This window comes from Bacteroides sp. RCH18 (assembly GCF_058231005.1).
Genome location: NZ_JBIPTC010000001.1, coordinates 2,962,823 through 2,982,202 on the forward strand (window position 1 = coordinate 2,962,823; position 19,380 = coordinate 2,982,202).

The 19,380-nt window shown below is 45.7% G+C and carries 10 protein-coding genes; 1 reads left to right on the forward strand and 9 read right to left on the reverse strand.

Annotated elements, in window-relative coordinates; translation table 11 throughout:
* The first annotated feature begins 117 nt into the window (after positions 1-117).
* On the forward strand, positions 118-1,671 hold the full coding sequence (locus ACHLI0_RS11890; protein WP_234120302.1) for a sensor histidine kinase: 1,554 nt from the start codon (positions 118-120) through the stop codon (positions 1,669-1,671).
* Positions 1,672-2,158: 487 nt separating this feature from the next.
* Here ACHLI0_RS11890 and ACHLI0_RS11895 read toward each other — a convergent pair whose 3' ends face one another.
* The 9 genes from ACHLI0_RS11895 to ACHLI0_RS11935 form a co-directional block, all read right to left on the reverse strand.
* Complete coding sequence (locus ACHLI0_RS11895; protein ID WP_490749226.1) at positions 2,159-4,315, reverse strand: alpha-galactosidase; 2,157 nt, start codon at positions 4,313-4,315, stop codon at positions 2,159-2,161.
* Positions 4,316-4,421: 106 nt separating this feature from the next.
* A complete protein-coding gene (locus ACHLI0_RS11900) occupies positions 4,422-5,966 on the reverse strand; it encodes a glycoside hydrolase family 43 protein (protein WP_490749227.1) in 1,545 nt (514 codons plus the stop codon).
* 29 nt (positions 5,967-5,995) lie between these two features.
* Complete coding sequence (locus ACHLI0_RS11905; RefSeq protein WP_008765291.1) at positions 5,996-6,184, reverse strand: hypothetical protein; 189 nt, start codon at positions 6,182-6,184, stop codon at positions 5,996-5,998.
* Entirely contained in the window at positions 6,181-8,460 is a 2,280-nt protein-coding gene (locus tag ACHLI0_RS11910) for a glycoside hydrolase family 3 N-terminal domain-containing protein (protein WP_490749228.1), read from the reverse strand. The genes ACHLI0_RS11905 and ACHLI0_RS11910 overlap by 4 nt, the downstream gene beginning before the upstream one ends.
* 6 nt (positions 8,461-8,466) lie before the next feature.
* Positions 8,467-11,382: a galactose-binding domain-containing protein gene (locus ACHLI0_RS11915; RefSeq protein WP_490749574.1), complete on the reverse strand. Its 2,916-nt coding sequence runs from the start codon at positions 11,380-11,382 to the stop codon at positions 8,467-8,469.
* 243 nt (positions 11,383-11,625) lie between these two features.
* Entirely contained in the window at positions 11,626-12,840 is a 1,215-nt protein-coding gene (locus tag ACHLI0_RS11920) for a DUF4998 domain-containing protein (RefSeq protein ID WP_011108514.1), read from the reverse strand.
* Positions 12,841-12,879: 39 nt separating this feature from the next.
* Entirely contained in the window at positions 12,880-14,085 is a 1,206-nt protein-coding gene (locus ACHLI0_RS11925; RefSeq protein WP_074857929.1) for a DUF5000 domain-containing lipoprotein, read from the reverse strand.
* Between the two features lie 29 nt (positions 14,086-14,114).
* On the reverse strand, positions 14,115-16,055 hold the full coding sequence (locus ACHLI0_RS11930; protein WP_118337064.1) for a RagB/SusD family nutrient uptake outer membrane protein: 1,941 nt from the start codon (positions 16,053-16,055) through the stop codon (positions 14,115-14,117).
* Between the two features lie 13 nt (positions 16,056-16,068).
* Positions 16,069-19,197 (reverse strand): SusC/RagA family TonB-linked outer membrane protein, encoded by a 3,129-nt coding sequence (locus ACHLI0_RS11935; RefSeq protein WP_490749229.1) that lies wholly within the window; start codon positions 19,195-19,197, stop codon positions 16,069-16,071.
* Between the last annotated feature and the right edge of the window lie 183 nt (positions 19,198-19,380).

Here is a 19,380-nt window from a genome sequence, read left to right on the forward strand (position 1 = left end):
GTATTCTACATATTGTTCCCGCTTAGCTTCATATAAACAGCTATATTTTTTTACTGGCTATATCTTTTTTATTCATATATTTGTTTTACATTTGTAGTAAATAATAAAAGCAATAGTATGAAAACGTCCATTGTAACTCTTTTAATCACATTTTGTTTTTATCTGTCAGTTTATGCACAAGCACCTCAGGATAAAGCCACAGAACTAAAAGAACAGGCTTTGAGCAGCCTGAAGCAGAAAGATTACATCAAAGCCCGTTATCTGTTTAAGAAAGCGTATGAAGCATTTGCCGTGCGAGAGAACTATCCACAAGCTATAGAATGTGGTATTCAAGCCAATGCTCTATATGTCAGAGAAAACTTCTACAAAGAAGGTTTCGAATTATGCCGTAATATGGAACAACTCATCTGGACAGGCGAACAGAAGCAAAACAAAGTCTTTTATGACTTACGCTTTCCTATCAGCAAGGAACGGTTGCAGATGTACATTTCACTGAAGAATCCCGCACAGGCAAAGAACCAGCTGGACAAATTGGAAGAGATGGCCAGTCTCGCCAAAAATGACTCTTTAATGGAAGTGCTGCTCTATACGAAAGCCAACTATTACTATACTTTCAATCAGAATACGCAAGGAGACGCCTGTTTCCGCAAACTCATCAGCCAATACAAGGAAAAGAAGGACTACGATAAAGTGAGCGACTGCTACAAGACTCTTATCGGCATCGCCCGCAAAGCCAACAATGCTCCGTTGATGGAACGCACGTACGAAAACTATATTGTATGGACAGACTCGGTAAAAGCCCTGACTGCCCAGGATGAGCTGAATGTCCTGAAACGAAAATATGACGAAAGCCTGCAGACCATACAGGACAAAGACAGTACACTATCCGCCAAGCAATACATCATCATAGGACTTTGTACGCTTGTAGCTATCCTTGTAGCCGCAATCATTGTACTTGCCATCTTACTGCTGAAATTTATCACCGGCAACCGCAAACTCAAAAAGAGCGTGGTCATAGCCAACGAGCACAACGAACTGAAAACAAAGTTCATCCGGAATATATCCTCACAAATGGAACCGACTCTGAACACTTTAGGAACTTCTGCCAAAGAGCTCTCCGCCCAAGCTCCAAGGTGCGCAGAGCAGATGCAGGCACAAGTAGCAGCCTTAAAGCAATTCAGCGACAATATTCAAGAGCTTTCCGCCCTGGAGAACTCACTGACCGAACCTTATGAAATGGGAGAAGTCAATGCGGGTACTTTCTGCGAAAGTGTCATGGAGAAGGCGAAAGAATTTATGAAGCCGGACGTCACCCCTTCTGTAAACGCCCCCAAACTCCAAGTAAAAACGAATAAAGAACAACTGGAACGTATCCTGCTCTACTTGCTGAAAAATGCCGCTTTCTATACGGAGCAGGGACGGATCAGCCTCGACTTCAAGAAACGGGGGGCACACACCCATCAGTTCATCATAACCGATACGGGAACAGGTATCCCGGCAGAGCAACAGGAAAATCTCTTCAAACCCTTCACCCAGGTCAAAGACCTGACTACAGGTGATGGCTTGGGATTACCTATCTGCTCACTCATCGCCACCAAAATGAATGGCAGTCTGACATTGGACACAAGCTACACCAAGGGATGCCGGTTTATACTGGAACTTCACGCATAAATAACGTAAGGTATTCAAGAGCTTTGTATAGTTAGATTACCCGCAACCATTGTCAACTATAATTATCGTAATTAGCTATAATCGGAGAACGCACATTCTAACTATACAAAAATAGCAACAGAATACTGCATAAACGGCAATCGGATTTATAATAAATACTGTGATCGTTTATTATAAACGTCCCCCTCGTTTATTATAAACTTTAAAATAGGAATTTGTAGAATCAGGATTGAATTTATAATACAAAAAAGGCTGCAAACCTCATAAAGTTCGCAGCCTTTTCCTATATCGGAGTATCCTATCCTCGGCTATATGTCAGAGAGATAAATACTATTTGTTACTATATTATACCACCGCAGCCGATGATTCCACACTAATTTTCTCATTTTATTTATCGTTCTTATATTATTCAGTTCAGGTTTGGAACTACAAATATACAACAATAAAAGGCGTTTGTCAAGTGATTAACGGATTTCCGTCGGTCCTGTCATTCAGCAACTACTTCTATAACTCTGCTGTTCAGACGCTGACCTGTAAATATATTCAGTCCTACCGTCATCAGATATTCACCAGAGAATAACTCACCGTTTCCTTGGAGAGAAGAGTTAGCGCCCGGCATCAGATTAATTTCCTTCACCCGATATTGGCGGTCGGCGTCCAGTCCTTGCAAACGGACAGGCAACAGTTTCTCGCCATAACGGGGGTAAATATCGAATGCAAAGACAACAGCTCCCTTCTTATCTTTCCCCACATATTGGGTGGAAGTATGGTTTCCGCTATAAGGAGATACCAGCCGATACATGTCTCCTTCGAGCACCACCGGTTTAAGATGATTGTAGTTGGTGACCGCATCACGGCAGAACTTCTTCTCATTATCATTGAGGTCCGACAATTTGATATCAAAACCAAGTTTGCCCATCATTGCTACGTCTGTACGAAATTTGATACTTGCATCATGATTCCACGTAGTGACATGTGCACAAAGAGTTTTTGCCGGGAAAAGCTGAGAGTATCCCCATTGGATAAACAGACGTTCGATAGGGTCCGTGTTATCACTCGGCCAGAACTCGGTGAAGTATCTGAGCGCTTCATAGTCAATACGCCCGCTACCGCCCGAACAAAGCATCATCGGCAGATCAGGGTACTTCGTTTTAATACGTTCCAATACATTATACAGACCGCGAACATAGTCGATGTACAAGTGCGACTGTTTCTCCTTCAGATAAGAAGAGTAGATATTAGTGATCGGACTATTGCAATCCCATTTGAAGAAAGCGATACCGGGATATTTAGTCATCAAATTATCCACTACTCCAAAGACGAAGTCCTGCACTTTCGGATTGCTCAGGTCAAGTACCAACTGATTACGGAAGTAATATTCATCCCGATTGGGAAGATGGATGACCCAGTCTTTATGTTTCTCGTAAAGCTCACTCTTCGGATTCACCATTTCCGGTTCTATCCACAGACCGAACTTGATGCCCTTCTTAGTGGCTTCTTCGACCAGACGCCCGATACCGTTGGGCAGTTTATCTGCCGTTTCATCCCAGTCTCCCAAGCCTTGATGATCGCTGCTGCGCGGATATTTATTGGCAAACCAGCCGTCGTCCAACAAGAACATATCCACTCCGAGACCTGCGGCATCGCCAATCAGTCCTATCAGTTTCTCCTCATTAAAATCGAAATAAGTCGCTTCCCAGTTATTTAGCAGGGTCATACGGGTTTCATCTCCGTCCTTCAACTGATAACGGCGTGCCCAATCGTGGAAATTACGGCTGGCTTTGCCCTTACCATTTGCACTATAGGTAAAATAGAAATCGGGAGTACGGAACACGACACCTGCCGGAAGGTAATATTCAGAGGCATAAGGGTTGATACCCGAAATGATACGCAATTCGTTCTTGTTGTCCACTTCGAAAGTAAAGCGGAAATTGCCGGTCCATCCCAATGTACCTACCAGCACTTCACCACAATTCTCCGTAGCCAGCTGGTCCAAAGAAAGCTGGAAGAACGGAGGGGTAAACATGTTGGCACGGGCGCCCAGTTTGGTATCGAGTACTTTTTTACCAAACTCCAACGGCTGGTCGGAGATATTAGCTTCGTGAGCCCAGTCACCCGCAAATTCTGTCAGATAATACTTCGCACGGTTCAGATGAAGCATACTAGAGGCATATTGGTGAAGCACTACGGGCTTCTTCTCCTTATGGCTGATTTCCGTATAGGTTTTAATGATATCCTCGGCAGGATAAGTGACGTAATGCAGCTTTACCGTAACCGGATATTTATCATCTCCCAGGGTGATAATGGTTTCGTTAACTCCTTGCGACACCACTTTCGTCTCATGAGAGACATACTTCAACAGAAGTGACGGATTACCGTCATTGTGAAGGATATGAATGGCAGGTTCAAAGTAGTCCTCCATACCGTGGGTGATATAGGCTTCCGTCCCTTGCAGAAGATGGGAAATATCGGCCTCATGGCTCAGCTTTTTGCCCAGATAACTCTGGTATAACCGCCCGTTGTCGGCTACGCGGAAGATCAGACTACTGTTATCCGTATGAATCTGAATGACAGGCTTGTCCGCCGCGTTCAGAAGACAGGTGATACTAAGGAAACAGATTAAAAAAAGGATTCTCACTTTCATGATATACATTTAATAAGGTTTATAAATCAAGTCGTTAAAATTGTGGATGGCTGAATCAATTAAAATGATGGATAGTTGAATCAGTTAAAGTTGTGAACGAACTGAATCAGTTAAAATCGTAAGTGAACCAGTTGAAGAAAGCATTTCCTCCGTCACGAAGCGTATTGTATGAGTACAGACCGACACGGGCACCTTTCCAGTCACCGAATCTCAGCGAATAAGGTTCTCCGCAGGGAGTAAAGTTCTTATTGTCCGTGCTATAGTACAACTGATGCTGGTTGGTACGTGCATTCATCGTAGCCCGAAGGTAAATCTTCTTACCGCTTACCGGCTTTACTTTCTCCACATTACCATTATTTTCCAGATACAGATAGTTCTTGCCATTCTCTTTGAGTATTCCAATGCCATTGAACAAATTGCCTATACAGAATAGTCCGGCACGTTGTCCCTCGGCCCAAGAACTCATATCCATTTCTGTCGTAACCGTCCCCTCGTATCCGATACACTTCTGTGTCAGCATATTGCGTGATGCCCGAAGATGATCCGCTTTCAGAGCTTTCAACAGTAACCATCCTTTTCGTTCCGTCAGATTCCAGTCGGCGTCAGAAGGATTATGATTGAACTGCCACTGCAAGTTCAGCTCGGGCGAATCAAAGGAATCGCCTCCCTGCGGGAAGCTTACAGGCACTTTCTTTCCGGTATTCGGCTTTGTCCAGACTTTTACCGGTTCGCCTATGCCATTCATATCGATGTCCACCCCAATCACGGGCCATCCGTCTTTCCAATGTGCAGGTTGCAGATGCACGACTCTTCCCAGCGGTTCCGTCAACTGGAAGTGATAGAACCACCACTCACCTTCGGGAGTATCTACCAGTGCACCTTGGTGAGGCCCGTTGACATTGGTAGAACCTTTTTCCAGTACCACTTTCTTCTCGTAAGGACCGTAGATGTTTTTCGAACGCAGAATTGTCTGCCATCCCTCACCTACTCCGCCTTCGGGAATACTGATATAGTAATATCCGTCCCGCTTGTGAAACTTGGTACCTTCTGCCACCGGACCGGTATAGATCACGTGTCCGTCATCTTCCAAGGTCCTCCCGTCGGCGCTCATCTTATGCAAGATGATAGGTCCGGCTCCCAACTGGCTCCGTCCCAGATAAGCCTGACCATTGTCATCCCATATCGGGCAAGGGTCTTCCCATCCGCCAATCCGTTTCACACAATGTAAGGGTGACCAAGGGCCGTGAGGATCGGTAGCCGTACTCATCATCAACCCTTCACGGGGAGTACAGAAGTAAATCCAGAACTTCCCGTCATGATGACGGATAGAGGGGGCCCATGAGCCTCCTCCATAATTTCCGTTCGTATCCCAGTCCGGAAAATCCAGACGCCGGTACACCTGACTGATAATCTTCCAGTTAATCATATCATCGGATTCCAGCACCGGCATGCCCATATAATGAAAGTCCGAGTTTACCATATAATACTTATCGCCTACCCTGATGACATCCGGATCGGAATAGTCCGCATTCAATATCGGATTGATATACGTGCCGTTTCCCTGATCTCCCCATGTCACATTCTTTGTTTGTGCACCCGCTATCTGACAAATCAGAAGCGCTATCCATACGCAAAGGATTTTTGTATTCATAATCATTGTTTTAAGTATATACTCAAGCTTCATCTTCTACATGCCGAACGAAAGACCAGAAACAACATGCCTATACTGATCAGCCAGCCAACCAGTATCACGATGAAAGATTTCACCGTAATACCGCCATAGAAATGATTAATGACCAGCTGAATCGGCAGTATAAACAACCCTATCGTCAGAAACAGACCTCTTCGTTTTTTGTCGTTCGGTGTCATTTTCCCTTCACAGTTATCACCTTCGTGAAGTGGATATTGTCAGCGGCACTTCCTATCTGAATCTCAAACTCTCCCGGTTCCACCACTTCCTGCATACGGGCATTCCAAAGTGCCAGCTCCGAGATGGGAAGCTTTAGTGTGAAAGTGTTTGTTGCACCGGCTTTGATTAGGTCTTTCCTGAATGCTTTCAGCTGGCGGATAGGAGTAGCCACGGAACTGAAGCGGTCGCGTACATACAGTTGCACTACCTCTTTGCCATCCATCTTGCCGGTGTTTTTCACTTTTACCGTTACCGTCAGTTGATCCTTGTCGGTCAATACAGAATCACTCAACGCGCAATCCACATATTCAAAAGTAGTGTAACTCTGTCCGCTGCCAAAGCTCCATAACGGGTCGGGGGCGTCAAAGATATAATGTCCTTTCGGTTCTTCGGGACTGCCCGGCTGGTCGAACGGTTCATTACGGTCTGTGATAAAATGATTGTAGAAGCAAGGAGTATTGCCTGTGCTACGCGGGAAAGATACATTCAGTCGTCCCGACGGATTGACCTTCCCTACGAGGATATCCGCCAACGAACGTCCCTGCTGTTCGCCGCCATACCATTGTACCAACAGTGCGTCGGCATTCTCTTTTACCCAAGGCATAGCCAATGGTTTGCCGGCTATCAATACGACAACCATCGGTTTTCCGGTTTTCTTGATTTCCTGCAACAGTTCTTCCTGTACTCCGGGAAGTTCCAGCGAAGAGAGGTCGAATCCTTCTCCGGTAGTGGAATATTTCGGACTTCTACCCAGATAGGTACTGCGTGTTCCGACGGCAACGATTGCCAGATCACTGCCGCGAACGGCTTCCACCGCTTCCGCTATCTTATCCTTTTTACTACTCCACCAGTCACATCCTTCGGCATGGCGAACCGTTACTTTATTTCCTAATACCTCCTTTAATCCCTGAAGCAAAGTGACACCTTCTTTGGTATCTCTGGTAGTCCAGGCATAATCTCCGTATATCGTCTGATTGCTGTTCGGACCTACTACGGCTATTGACTTATACTTAGCCAAATCCAAAGGAAGAATCTGATTCTTATTTTCAAGCAGAATAGCGCTCTCGTCAGCTATTTCCTTAGCCAAAGCTACTTTCTCCGCACTGCGGACAACTTTACTCACTGCCTTCGGATCGCCATAAGGCGCATCAAACAGCCCTAACTGAAACTTAACCGTCAGGATACGGCGAACGGCAAGGTCAATGTATTTTATATCCAGACGGCCTTCCTGTACCATCCGTTCGAAGTTATCATAAGCAGAGTCGATGTTCAAGTCTACCCCGGCTTCCAATGCCAGGCGTCCGGCCTCATCGGTTTCGGGCGTGATAGCATGAAAGGTTTTAAGGCGGTCCACCGATCCCCAGTCAGAATAAACATACCCTTTGAAACCGAGTTCACCACGAAGAATATCTGTCATGTAATAAGGAGAACCTGTGATGGCTACTCCATCATAAGCACTATAACAAGTCATCAATGCCAACGGATTCGTCTCCTTGATGACACGACGGAACGGATAGAGATACAAACTTCTCAGTTCCCGTTCACCACCGCTGACCTGCGCACAGTTCAATCCGCCGGAGGGAGTGCCGTGCGCAACAAAATGCTTCGGCATACAGGTGATGCGGTTTTTCTGATATCCATTGATAAAGGCGATACCCATTTCGGAAATAAGGTAAGGGTCTTCACCAAAGGTCTCTTCTACACGTCCCCAGCGAAGTTCACGGGCAATGTCCAGTACAGGAGAGAGAATCTGATGGATGCCAATTACTTTGGCTTCCTCTCCCGCAGCTTCGGTCATGCGCTGGATCAGAGCAGGATTGAAGGTACTCCCCTGCGCCAAAGCGTGCGGAAACAGCGTACAATTATTTTGCAGGATTCCCTGAATGCCTTCGGCAGAAGTAATAATGGGGATTCCGAGCCTTGTTTTCGTCAGCATGTACTGTTGCAGTTCTTTGTACATGGCAGCACACTCGGCGGCAGTCGTACCCATTTCGTGGGTACAGCCAAAACTCTCACCGTTGAATATACGGTCTATCTCGTCCAGACGACCTGCGCCCCGGTTCTGCAATTGCAGAACCTTTTCACGCAGTGTCATCCGTCCCATCAGGTCGTCTACACGCTTCTCGATGGAAAGTGATTTATTCTTATAAGGTGGTACCTCCGTCTTTCCGACAGCCTGTCCCGAAAGGGTAAGCAGGCATAAAGTTACAGCACAAGTTATATTTCTCAGTGTCATAGCAAGTTAGTTATTATAAGGTGTAACCAGTAATTTGTAAGAACCGCCTTTCAACAAAGACTTGTCAAAGTTAATAGTAATCTCTTTATTTTCACCCGGCATCAACGTAAAATAATTATCATTCATGATAGCCGGAAGAATACGTTCACCATCAACTGTGCGTACAGCCTGTACATGTACGGCAAAAGCTACACTCTTGGCAGACTTAGGCAGTCCGATTGTTGCACGGATTTCCGCTTTCTCTCCCTTCTGTTCCATTTTGGAAGAAACTTTCAGTTCGGCCTTCGGAAGTTGGTTCAGAGCAGTGAAGTCTCTGCGGTCATTTCCTCTCCAGTAGTTATTTTCCGAAATCAGTTTACCGTTCTTATCTGTCAGTTTCAGACGGATGAAATGTACATCGCTCAAACCTTCGCTCTTACCGGTTCCTCCCAGCACATCGAAGCTCCACAGAGAATATCCGTACCACCAGCCTCTCTTGAACCCGAACATACGTACATAACGTGCGTCCTTTTCGGGGAAAGTGATCAGTTCCACACCACCGATTCCATTTTTCGTGCTGTAAGCCTCTTCCCACTGCTGGGCGTCATTCGATACCTGAATCTTGTATTCCTTTCCATAAGATGCCTCCCAGTCAAGACGGACACCGCCAACGGGTTGTACCTTGCCCAAATCAACATATATCCACTCGTTATCACGGTAGGCACTTGACCAACGGGTATCTTTCTTTCCATCCACAGCCATTGACGGATCGCCTTCGGAAGTAGAGGAAACAACTACTTTCTGATTCAATCCCAGGTTCGGTCTTTCCTTATTAAAGTCGATGGTAAAACACTCCAGCGTACTATTGGACGCTGAATGAACAACAGAGGATTTGCTATAAGCCGGAACCGCTTTTCCGTCCATATTGTAGACTGTCACTTCCGCTTTCAAATCCTGATAGTTTTCTGCGGTAGTATTGGCCACCTTCACTGCGTCCGTCACCGGATTCCAGAGGATATGCAACGGTTCGCATGCGGACTTCGTTCCCCAGTAAGCGCCTGTAAGATCATAATAGTAATCATAAGTCTGCCATACCATAGAGGGGTAAGCCGATTGCCCCATCCAGGTCATGATACCGGAAGCGTCGTCCCACATACGGTCCAGCCAGCCTTCATACATAGCTTTGTTCGATTCGATATTGATAAGCTGCGCTTTACGGCAATAGTCCTCGATTCCAGAGGGGGCGCCAAAACCTTTGGCAAGAGAAGCGTCATATCTGTCCGGTGCGGCATTGAAAGCAGACTGACCGAAGTAGTGCAAATCCCACATCTTATTACGGGGCCACCAGTCTTTCTCCGGCATAAACTTCTTGAAACTTTCAAAAGTAGGAACTACAGCCGTACCTATTTCCGTACGGAATCCCCAGCCACGCTCCGGATCACCTTCCAGTCCGTCAGGATATTCAGTGAAATAGAATCGAGGGTCGAATGCTCCCCAAGGACCGCTACCTGTCAGGTTGCCGGCATGTGAGTTCGGTTGGAAATAGCGGTCGCCACCATCAAAGGTTTTGATATTCTCTGCCATCCAGCCTTCCAGCGGGGGCTGCGGGTTCGACTCATTATCACCACACCATACAGCCAGAGAGGGATGATTACGGACACGCTTGATTTTCTCTATCATATTGTTATTGAACGTATTCAAGTCGTAAGGAAGATTGGGATTAGAGTTAATCCAAAAGTCATCCCATACCATCAAACCATATTTATCACACATTTCGTAAAACTCGTCATCGGTAGTAGAGCCAAGCCAGTTACGAATCATGTTGAAATTCATTTCGTGATGGAAACGCAGCTTGGTGTCATACTCTTCACCACGGCATCTCAGCATATATTCCGACATTCCCCAGTTAGCTCCTTTCACAAATACAGGTACACCGTTGATGTGCAGATGCAGGGTGTTGTTGTTTGTGTCATAGCTATACTCCTTGATACCGAAGGTGACGTCTTTAGTTTCGGAGACTTTCCCGTCTACGGATACTTCCAGTTTACAGGTATACAGGTTGGGCTCACCATATCCGTTGGGCCACCACAGTTTCGGCGAGTTGATCACCAGTTGCGGATAATACCGTTTGTCGAACTTCACTTCCGAAGTCGCCCCCGGATTAATGTCTACTTCTTTGGTGAACTTCACATCACCGGGGGTAATCGTACCGTTCACCACGACTTTAGATGGTTTGTCAGAACTGTTTTTCACTTCCAGTGCCACCGACAGATCGGCGCGTGTGCGGCTGGGTAATGGTAAGTCTGTACGAATCCAAGGATCGATGATCGTTGCCGTACCGGTGTTGCTGAGATAAACCTTATCCGTGATACCCATATTCAGTCCCGGCACATAAGGCATCCAGTCCCAGCCACCACTCGACAAGTAAGTAGGACTGCCGTAGTTTGCCAACGGTGTTTGCGGCATGTGAACTAATACTGCCAGTACGTTCGGCTGATCTTTCTTCACTATTTCCGTGATATTGAAACGTCCTCTGTGCATAAATCCATCGAGTATCCCCAGCAAGTGTCCGTTCAGATAGATTTCCGCTTTACGGTTCACTCCGTTAAAGTTGAGCCATGTCAGCGCTTTATCAAAGTCGGCAGGCACTTTAAACTCTGTACGATACCAGAAACTGCGGTCATACTTTGCACGGTCTACGTTGTGAATATTATCCCCAAAGTTAGGGTCCTTTTCCAGTCCTGCCGTTACGTAAGAAGTAAAAGCAGTGCCCGGTACAACAGCGTCCACCCATGATGATGTGTCATAACCTGCGTTCAGCAGAGCCGGAACATTTGTTCCGACTTCCGCCTCCGGCTTTAACTTCCAGGAAACAATCGATTCACCACTATGCAGATAAACGGGGCCTGCTTGCAAAGAAGATACCAACAATGAACCAACCATTGCAAGTCCGATACCCAGCGATTTACCTTTTTTCTTTATAAACTTCATACACATTATTGATTATAGTATTATTATTTATTTTCTTATCGTAATCATGTCGTTTGCAGCGCATATATATCCTGGTTATTGGATCTATATGTCCAACTCGTAGCGTATATATGTCCTGCGCGTTGGATCTATATGCCCTGCATGCAGGGCATATATGGTGTATATCCACTATTCCAAGCACTTATAAGAACCGAATTATTCGGCTATATCCGCTATATTCATCAGCTTGATATAGAGCACTTTCATCCAGGTAGACGATCCGAAGGTGACTACCCAGCCTACCGAAACGGTAGCAGGTTCCGCCAAAGAGAAGGTCAGGGTATGCTTTCCGCCCATATTGGAGTCACCGTACTGGCTATATCCCAATGCTTCTTCTTTCAATCGGTCAATGTCCGGCAATACGCTGCCGCGGCTGGCTGCCAGATATCCGTTCATTCCGTTACTACCCCCTTCGAGTTCACACTCCAATTGATAATTTCCAGCCGGAAGTTCAAAACTTTGATAGACCTTACCATTCGTGATTCCTTCTCCATCCCAGTCTTTCGATTCCAGATGGATGGAATAATTGCCCCAGTCTTCGGACCAACCGCCTTTTCCATTACTCTGATTCAGGATATTGGGAGTGAAGTCCCAGTCAACGAGTATTCCCCATTTATTATCCGCATTCTTATCCCTTCCTTCAAACGGACGTTTGTAGTTCTTCAGATACAAGTCGGTAATGTCTTCACTGACTCCGTAAGAGACAACTGCCGTTTTAAAGGTATCAATTGACATTTCATCCGGCAGGAAGTAAGTCTGCACATCAAACTTGGTCATACTCTTGTAGTCCTTCAGGACGGTTTCTTCTTCGCTGTTTTCGATCTTCAGTTCCTGTACTTTTCCCGAGTTATCAGTGTAATGCACCATCGTATAAAGAGCTGTCGGTTCCGCCGGCGACCAGTCGATCGTTACATCATCTTCTATCTTTTCTACCTTCTTCACCAAGCGGTTGACCAGTCCGTCTTTGTAGGAGTCACCATATGACGTTCCGGTAAGGTTGAAAGGAACCGAAGGATGCAATCCGTCTTTATCATAGGTATGCATTTCGAAATTATAGGTCCCTTCTTCCAGAGGAATCGGTATAATCAGCACATTATCATTTCCTTCTCTCCGGATATCCTGTTCCAGAGAGTCCTGTTTCAAGTTCCAATATATCTTTATCTTGGCTATTTTAGGGTCGGATGCCAGTACTCCGCGGAAGACCACCCGGTTGTAACCGGAATACATGGCGATAGAATCAGGAATACCCGTATAAAGAATTTCCTTTCCATCCGTATATTTCAGATATTCGTCCATCTTTGTGCAAGATGTAATCCCCAACAGCATCAGTAGTGACATCAGATAGGGCGTATGTTTGATAAATTGTTTCATATTCTTTCTGCTTTAATCAGTCGGTTAACACTCATTGAATTATTCTTCGTTATCATTCCCCCAGAAGGTGAGTTCCGTGAAACAGATGTTGTAATTGTTAGACCAATTCTTCAGACATTTGATACGGATATAGCGTACACGCGGCATATCCAGAGGAACATTTGCCTGATCTCCTATTTTCGCAGCTTCGATATCATCTTCCGTCAAGATACCGATAGGCGAACCGGAAGGCTTCACATTCTCCATATCCAATAGTTTCACCCACTGATCCCAGCTACCGTCGGGGTTAGGTTCCGTAGCGCATCCCCATACTTCGTAGCGTCTCGGGCTCATGTCGTTATAGAAGTGCTTCTCGTCTTGAATAGCCCACAGTGCAAAGCGGCTCAGTTTAGCCAGTACGCCAAGATCGAAGGTAAATACTGCCGGACCGTCTTTCGTGCCTGTTCCGGTGTGAAGCCCTACGCCACCACTGTCACCATCTTTGGAGATTCTTCCGTTCCATACATATTCCATCTTTCCGTCATACGAGTCTACGCGGGAATCGTTCTGCAAATACATTTCCCTGAACTTCGTCTTATCCAGTTCTCTTTCGTAGATCGGAGTCAGCTCGGTGAACAGCGTGTCTGTCTCATTCCCATATTTATCCTGCAGGAAGATGCCGAAACGACGGGGAACTGCATCATACCCTCTGACGGAATAAACGATCTCTTCACGTGCCGAGTAGAATGTTTCGGCCAGCACCATATCGCCTAACTCATCGGGAGTACAGACGTAGATAGCAAGATCGGACTTGAACTTATTGTCCATCTCGAAGGTCATGCCGCCAAAGTCAGAAACCACCGATAGCGACTCGTAGCAGGACAGGATAGGAGGAGTCAGCGGAGCGACTTCCACTATCTGAGGCTGAGAACGGTTCTCGCTACGGTCTACAGTGTACAGTTCTACTTTATAAGTATCCGTATCGCCAAAACCTTCTACCGTAACGGAGTTCGTGTAAAACGAGGAACGGAACTCCATTACTTTTCCTGTTTTATTAGTATACTTGGCCAACACATACAGCAAATCCGGATCGGAAGGCAGTGTATAAGTGAACTTCACAGCTCCTGGAAGGCTTTCTGTTTTTACGTCCTGAACAGTGCCAGGGGCGTCTTTATCGTTTTCAATGGGCTTTACCATATCTTCTGCGCAACTACTGAAAACGAAAAGCAAGCCGCAAGCCCATATTATAAATTTACGTGATATCATATTCTGCTGATTTTAAAATGAGACATACATTACCATCCGGGGTTCTGAACCAATTTCGGGTTGACTACCAGGTCATTCTGATGAATCGGCCAGAAATAATCACGCGGAGCGATAAACTTTAATGTATACAGGGTTCTCTGCGAATAGTACTCTGCGGGAGTTTCACCTTCAAAGTTCCATCCGTGGATCTTCTCGTTCAATACCTTATTGGCTGTCTTCCATCGACGGAGATCCCAGAAACGGCTGCCTTCGAACATCAGTTCGATAGCACGCTCACGCTGGATAATCTCACGAAGTCCTTCCTGTGTCTTGTATCTGTTGGGATACTTGGAGTAAGTGTCCCATGATTCCTTGATTCCTTTCAGACCGGCACGTGCTCTGATCTGATCCAGGTAGCTGATAGCCAGTTCACGGTTGTTGGCGTCGTCTTTCTCGTTCAGCGCTTCGGCATAGAGTAAGTATAAGTCAGTAAGGCGCATTTCCGGCCAAGGGAATCTTTCGGTCGTATAGCCACTCTGGGTAACTTCATAAGTGACGCTGACCAGTTTTTTGGTCCAGTATCCGGTGGTTGTATAGCTGTTGGTTCCCAGTTTCCCCTGTGCTTGTCCGGCGCGGTTCTTCGCTGTCCAGATGTCTTTTTCACTGTCTGATGGACAGTTATACTGATACCAGGTGCAACCGTCAAAACCGATATTGGCATAGAAGCGAGGTTCTCTGTCAAAGTTCATCTGTATTGTTTCATAATAAGATGCCAGTTCGTATGGTTGCTCGTTGGTGTGCATCTTTACTTTGAAACGGTCGGCATAATTCCATGTTTTATCTTCGTCCATTGGGACACCGTTCTTTGTGTAGTACAGATTCGTAGCTTCCATTGTAGGGTTCAGCATTTCCTGTCCTCCCCACATATTGTTGGGATAAGCTCCGACACGGGTCATACAAAGACTCTGCAAGTGTGCGTCCGAACGTGAAGAAAGTCCCCAGATCAGTTCTGTATTCCACTTTTCCGTTACGCTGTTGCGAATGCTAAGCTGGCATTTGGTTTCATCCGACAGGATCAGGTTGCTTTTATAGGAGTATAATTCTAATCCTAATTCCGGGTCCTGACTGGCTTCAATGGCGGCTTCGCATGCGGCAATGGCGGCGTCCCATTTAGTCGGGTCTTCGGTGGAGTTAAACAAATGTTCTCCATCCTTATCCACATAGTTTGCATAATCCTTATTACCATTGAACAACGGACTGGCAGCTGTTACCAGCAGTCTGGCTTTCAGAGTCAGGTTTGCGATCTGCGTCACACGGCCCAACTCACTACCTTTGTTGGAAATCACTCTCGGAAGGTCTTCCAGACATTCGTCCAGCAAATCTACAATGTACTGCACTACCTTATCTACCGGTTCACGTTTCTTTCTCACTTCTTCCGGAGTAGCCGAAATCGGGAGATTGTCATCAGCAATCACGATAGGACCGTACATTCTGAACAGACAGAAATGATAATATGCTTTCAGGAATTTTACTTCGGCAAGCCATCTCTTCCGCATGGAAGGAGTCAAATCTCCTACTTTGCTCATGTCTGATACGTTCTCCAGAAAGATGTTGCAATCACGGATGCCACGGTAATATACATACCACATGTTACATAAAGGGTCATTGACATTCTGACGTCCCAGTGCAATCTTCCAAGGGCCAAAATCGTTGTACGGAGTAAGAGGGTAATAACTCCAGAGTTCGTCCGCGCCCATCAGAGCGACATTATTGTATGGGCTGTCATTGCCCGGAATGTATGAGTAGCAAGTATTCAGATACTTTTCCGCCTCGTTGCGGTTTGTAAACGAGTTGTCAATCGTTCCTATCTTATCGGGCACTACATCCAGATAGCTGCAGGATTGTGTCAATGCCGTTCCTCCAATCAACAGAAGGAAGTATGTCAGGTTTCTGACCTTATTCTTCATTTGGTATATCATTCTATTTTTCATGCTTTCCTAGATTTTAGAAGTTAATTTGTACACCCAGATTGATGACTCTCTGAATAGGATATCCCAATCCGGAACCTCCCATTTCGATGTCCCACAGTTTAAATCCGCTAAGGAGGAGCAGATTGTTTCCGCTGCAATAAACACGTGCGGATGATATATAGGCCTTCTTCGTCCAGCTTTCCGGCAGTGTGTAACCTACTTCCAGCGTTTTCAACCGCAGAAATGCACCGTTACGCATAAACCAAGAGCTGGTTCTCACGTTATTTTCAATCACTGTCGTACTCAGACGGGGCCACATAGCATACAGGTTACGGTTACTTTCCGACCAGTGGTCGTTGGCATAAGCTTTCAATAAAGGAATATCCTGATGATAAGGATCGTCATCCGTAGGATTGATGTGCTGGAACGGAGAAGTTGCCTTCGCATCTATCCAGAAGGAAGAACGTGCCGAACCTTGGAAAAAAGCCGAGATATCAAATCGCTGGTTACCGAATGAGAAACCGAATCCGTAGACAATTTCGGGTACTGTAGGATATCCCAGCGGAACCATGTCGGCATCGGTAATCTGTCCGTCACCATTCACATCCCGATATTTGATGTCACCGGCTCCATATTCGCCAAAGGTTTGTTTCGGGGAGTTCTGCACATCGTATTCATCAATAAAGAGACGTTCGGCGATAAGACCGTACCATTGGTTCAACGATTGACCGATATGGCTTCTGTATTTCTCGTTATAGGCGGGTTCTTCATATTTCAGAAATTCGCTGTGCGCATAGGTAAAGTTACCGTGTGCCTGCAACCAATACCCATTGCGGAAGAACTTATTATAATCCACTGACAAGTCTACTCCGTTTGCTTTCGCTTCACCCACATTGGCACGTACTTTGGCAGCCAGACCCATATCAGCCGGGATAGAAGCTCTGTCCATCAAAATGTTCGTACGATGCTCTGTAAAGTAATCCAGCTGAATATTCAAGGCATCAAACAAAGTAAGTTCCAAACCGTAGTTTGCTTTTTTCGCCCGTTCCCAAGTGATAAGGCGGTTATCGTAACGCTTCACCGTCACTCCCGGTTTTCCTTCGTCAAAGTTGGTTCCAAACCAATATCCCTTACCTGAATCATTCGGATCTACCTCGGAGAGATAGAAGAAACGGTCATTCTCGTCTCCAATCGCATCATTACCTACCAGACCGTAGGTTGCTTTCAGTTTCAATTTAGGGATCACCTTGTTCATCGGACGCCAGAATTTCTCATTAGAGATTACCCAAGCCAAGCCGGCTGCGGGGAAGAATCCCCAACGTTCGTTTTTATAGAAGCGCTCGGAACCGTTGTAACCGAAGTTCAGCTCTGCCATATAACGGCTGTCGTAACTATAAGTGAAACGACCGGACAAACCCTGATTACGGTAAGGCAGAGACTTCTGCAAAGAACCGCTGTTCGCATTGATCTTTTCGCGCTGCTGATATACCAGCAAGCCACTGACTTCGTGAATATCGAAACTACGATTATACTGCATAGCAGCTTCTATATAGGTGGTAGACTGTATATCTTTCCAGCCTTCGCTATATCCCAGATAGTCTGTCGGATTGGACTTCTCGTTCAGCAGACCGATATTATATTGATTCGTCTTTTTATCATACGAACTTACATTATAATAATAAGGATTGAACGAACGGTTAACGTCGAAATAAGAGTAACGGGAAGTATTATACAATCCACGGATGTTCAGCCCTTTCGTGATAAAGGATAAGTCTTGCTTTAACTCAAACTGTGCATCCATTGTAGAACGGGAGTAGTCTTTATATCCTTTTGTCAGTTCGGCATAAGGATTGGTATAGTTCGCCTCCGTCTCACGGATAGCGTTACCATACAGCAAGTGCTTCGCCGTAGGCAGTGCATCCGACGGGTAATAGGCAGGAAACAATACAGGGTTGGAACGGACTATCTTCTTATACATCACATCTCCTCCGTCCAGAGGTCCGCGATAGTCGTCAAAAGTACCGGAAAGACGTACGACAGCTTCCGTCGTCTTTGTCAGATTAATATTAATGTTCGAACGCAACTGATAAGAACGAAGATTAATGTTATTATCGAAACCATTCATCGAATTGCTCTTCAGGTTTCCGTTATCTTTGGAAAAAGAAGCTGCAATATAGTATCTTGCCAGCTTACCACCACCGCTGACATTCATGTTAACACGCTGATTGGCGGTCATATCCTTTACTAAAAGTTTTCTCCAGTCATTGGCAGGATAGACATACGGATTTGTACCTTTGATCGTGTTGTCTATCTTCTCACGCGAATATGCCAGAGGAGCCAGCGGGTTTCTGGTTCTAACCGCTTCATTGGCAAGCTGCATAAAGGTGATCGGATCGGCCAGTTCCACATTCTTGGTATTGGAAGAGAATGAGTTCTCTACACGAATAGACACTTTAGTCGCTCCTTCCTTACCTTCCTTCGTGGCTACCTGAATAACACCATTGGCACCACGGGCACCGTATAATGCCGTAGCAGTAGCATCTTTCAGAATAGAGAATGCGGCAATATCGTCCGGTTGCAGACGTGCCAGCTCGGTAGTAGTTGTTTCGATACCGTCAATCAGAATCAACGGGTCTTTTTTGTATCCGAAGGTCGTGACACCTCTGATAAAGAAGTCTGCGTTATCTTTTCCCGGCTCTCCACTACGCTGATAGGCAATCACACCGGACATACGACCTGCAAGAGCAGTCGTCAGGTTACTGGACGGTACTTTCAGCTCTGCGGGTTTGATCGTCTCGATGGAGCTGATCATACTTTCTTTCTTTTGTGTACCGAAAGCTACCACCACGACTTCATCGAGAGCCTTACTGTCTTCTTCCAACACTACAGCCACCTTATTATTCTTAGGAACCCTTACATATTGAGTAATATACCCGATATAAGAAATCTGAAGTTCTTTCCCTACAGGGATTGAAAGAGAAAAGTTTCCATCAACATCGGTGATAGTACCATTGGAAGTACCCCTCACCACTACACTCGCACCGATAATCGGTTCTTCGGAACCTGCTGCCGTTACCTGTCCGGTAACTGTCTTATTCTGTGCCGACAGCTGGCAGCAGCAAAATAAAATCAAAGTCAAATAGATAAGCCTGATTTTTTCCATGTATCAGAATTTTAAGTTAGTATTAGAGTTCACTTTTAAGGATAAATCAATCCGTTCGTCCAAAGAGATTATTTCTCCTTATCCGGAACAATGGCAAAAGTAGGGGGATATATATAGGTGGGATATTAAAAAACGCTGCAAAAAATACCATTTTTGCAGCATTAGATCACATCTGAGGCCTAT

Excerpts from the sequence above, each read along its gene's own strand:
- ACHLI0_RS11890 (WP_234120302.1), top strand. The coding sequence starts at position 118 with ATGAAAACGTCCATTGTAACTCTTTTAATCACATTTTGTTTTTATCTG.
- ACHLI0_RS11895 (WP_490749226.1), bottom strand. The coding sequence starts at position 4,315 with ATGAAAGTGAGAATCCTTTTTTTAATCTGTTTCCTTAGTATCACCTGT.
- ACHLI0_RS11900 (WP_490749227.1), bottom strand. The coding sequence starts at position 5,966 with ATGAATACAAAAATCCTTTGCGTATGGATAGCGCTTCTGATTTGTCAG.
- ACHLI0_RS11905 (WP_008765291.1), bottom strand. The coding sequence starts at position 6,184 with ATGACACCGAACGACAAAAAACGAAGAGGTCTGTTTCTGACGATAGGG.
- ACHLI0_RS11910 (WP_490749228.1), bottom strand. The coding sequence starts at position 8,460 with ATGACACTGAGAAATATAACTTGTGCTGTAACTTTATGCCTGCTTACC.
- ACHLI0_RS11915 (WP_490749574.1), bottom strand. The coding sequence starts at position 11,382 with ATGGTTGGTTCATTGTTGGTATCTTCTTTGCAAGCAGGCCCCGTTTAT.
- ACHLI0_RS11920 (WP_011108514.1), bottom strand. The coding sequence starts at position 12,840 with ATGAAACAATTTATCAAACATACGCCCTATCTGATGTCACTACTGATG.
- ACHLI0_RS11925 (WP_074857929.1), bottom strand. The coding sequence starts at position 14,085 with ATGATATCACGTAAATTTATAATATGGGCTTGCGGCTTGCTTTTCGTT.
- ACHLI0_RS11930 (WP_118337064.1), bottom strand. The coding sequence starts at position 16,055 with ATGAAAAATAGAATGATATACCAAATGAAGAATAAGGTCAGAAACCTG.
- ACHLI0_RS11935 (WP_490749229.1), bottom strand. The coding sequence starts at position 19,197 with ATGGAAAAAATCAGGCTTATCTATTTGACTTTGATTTTATTTTGCTGC.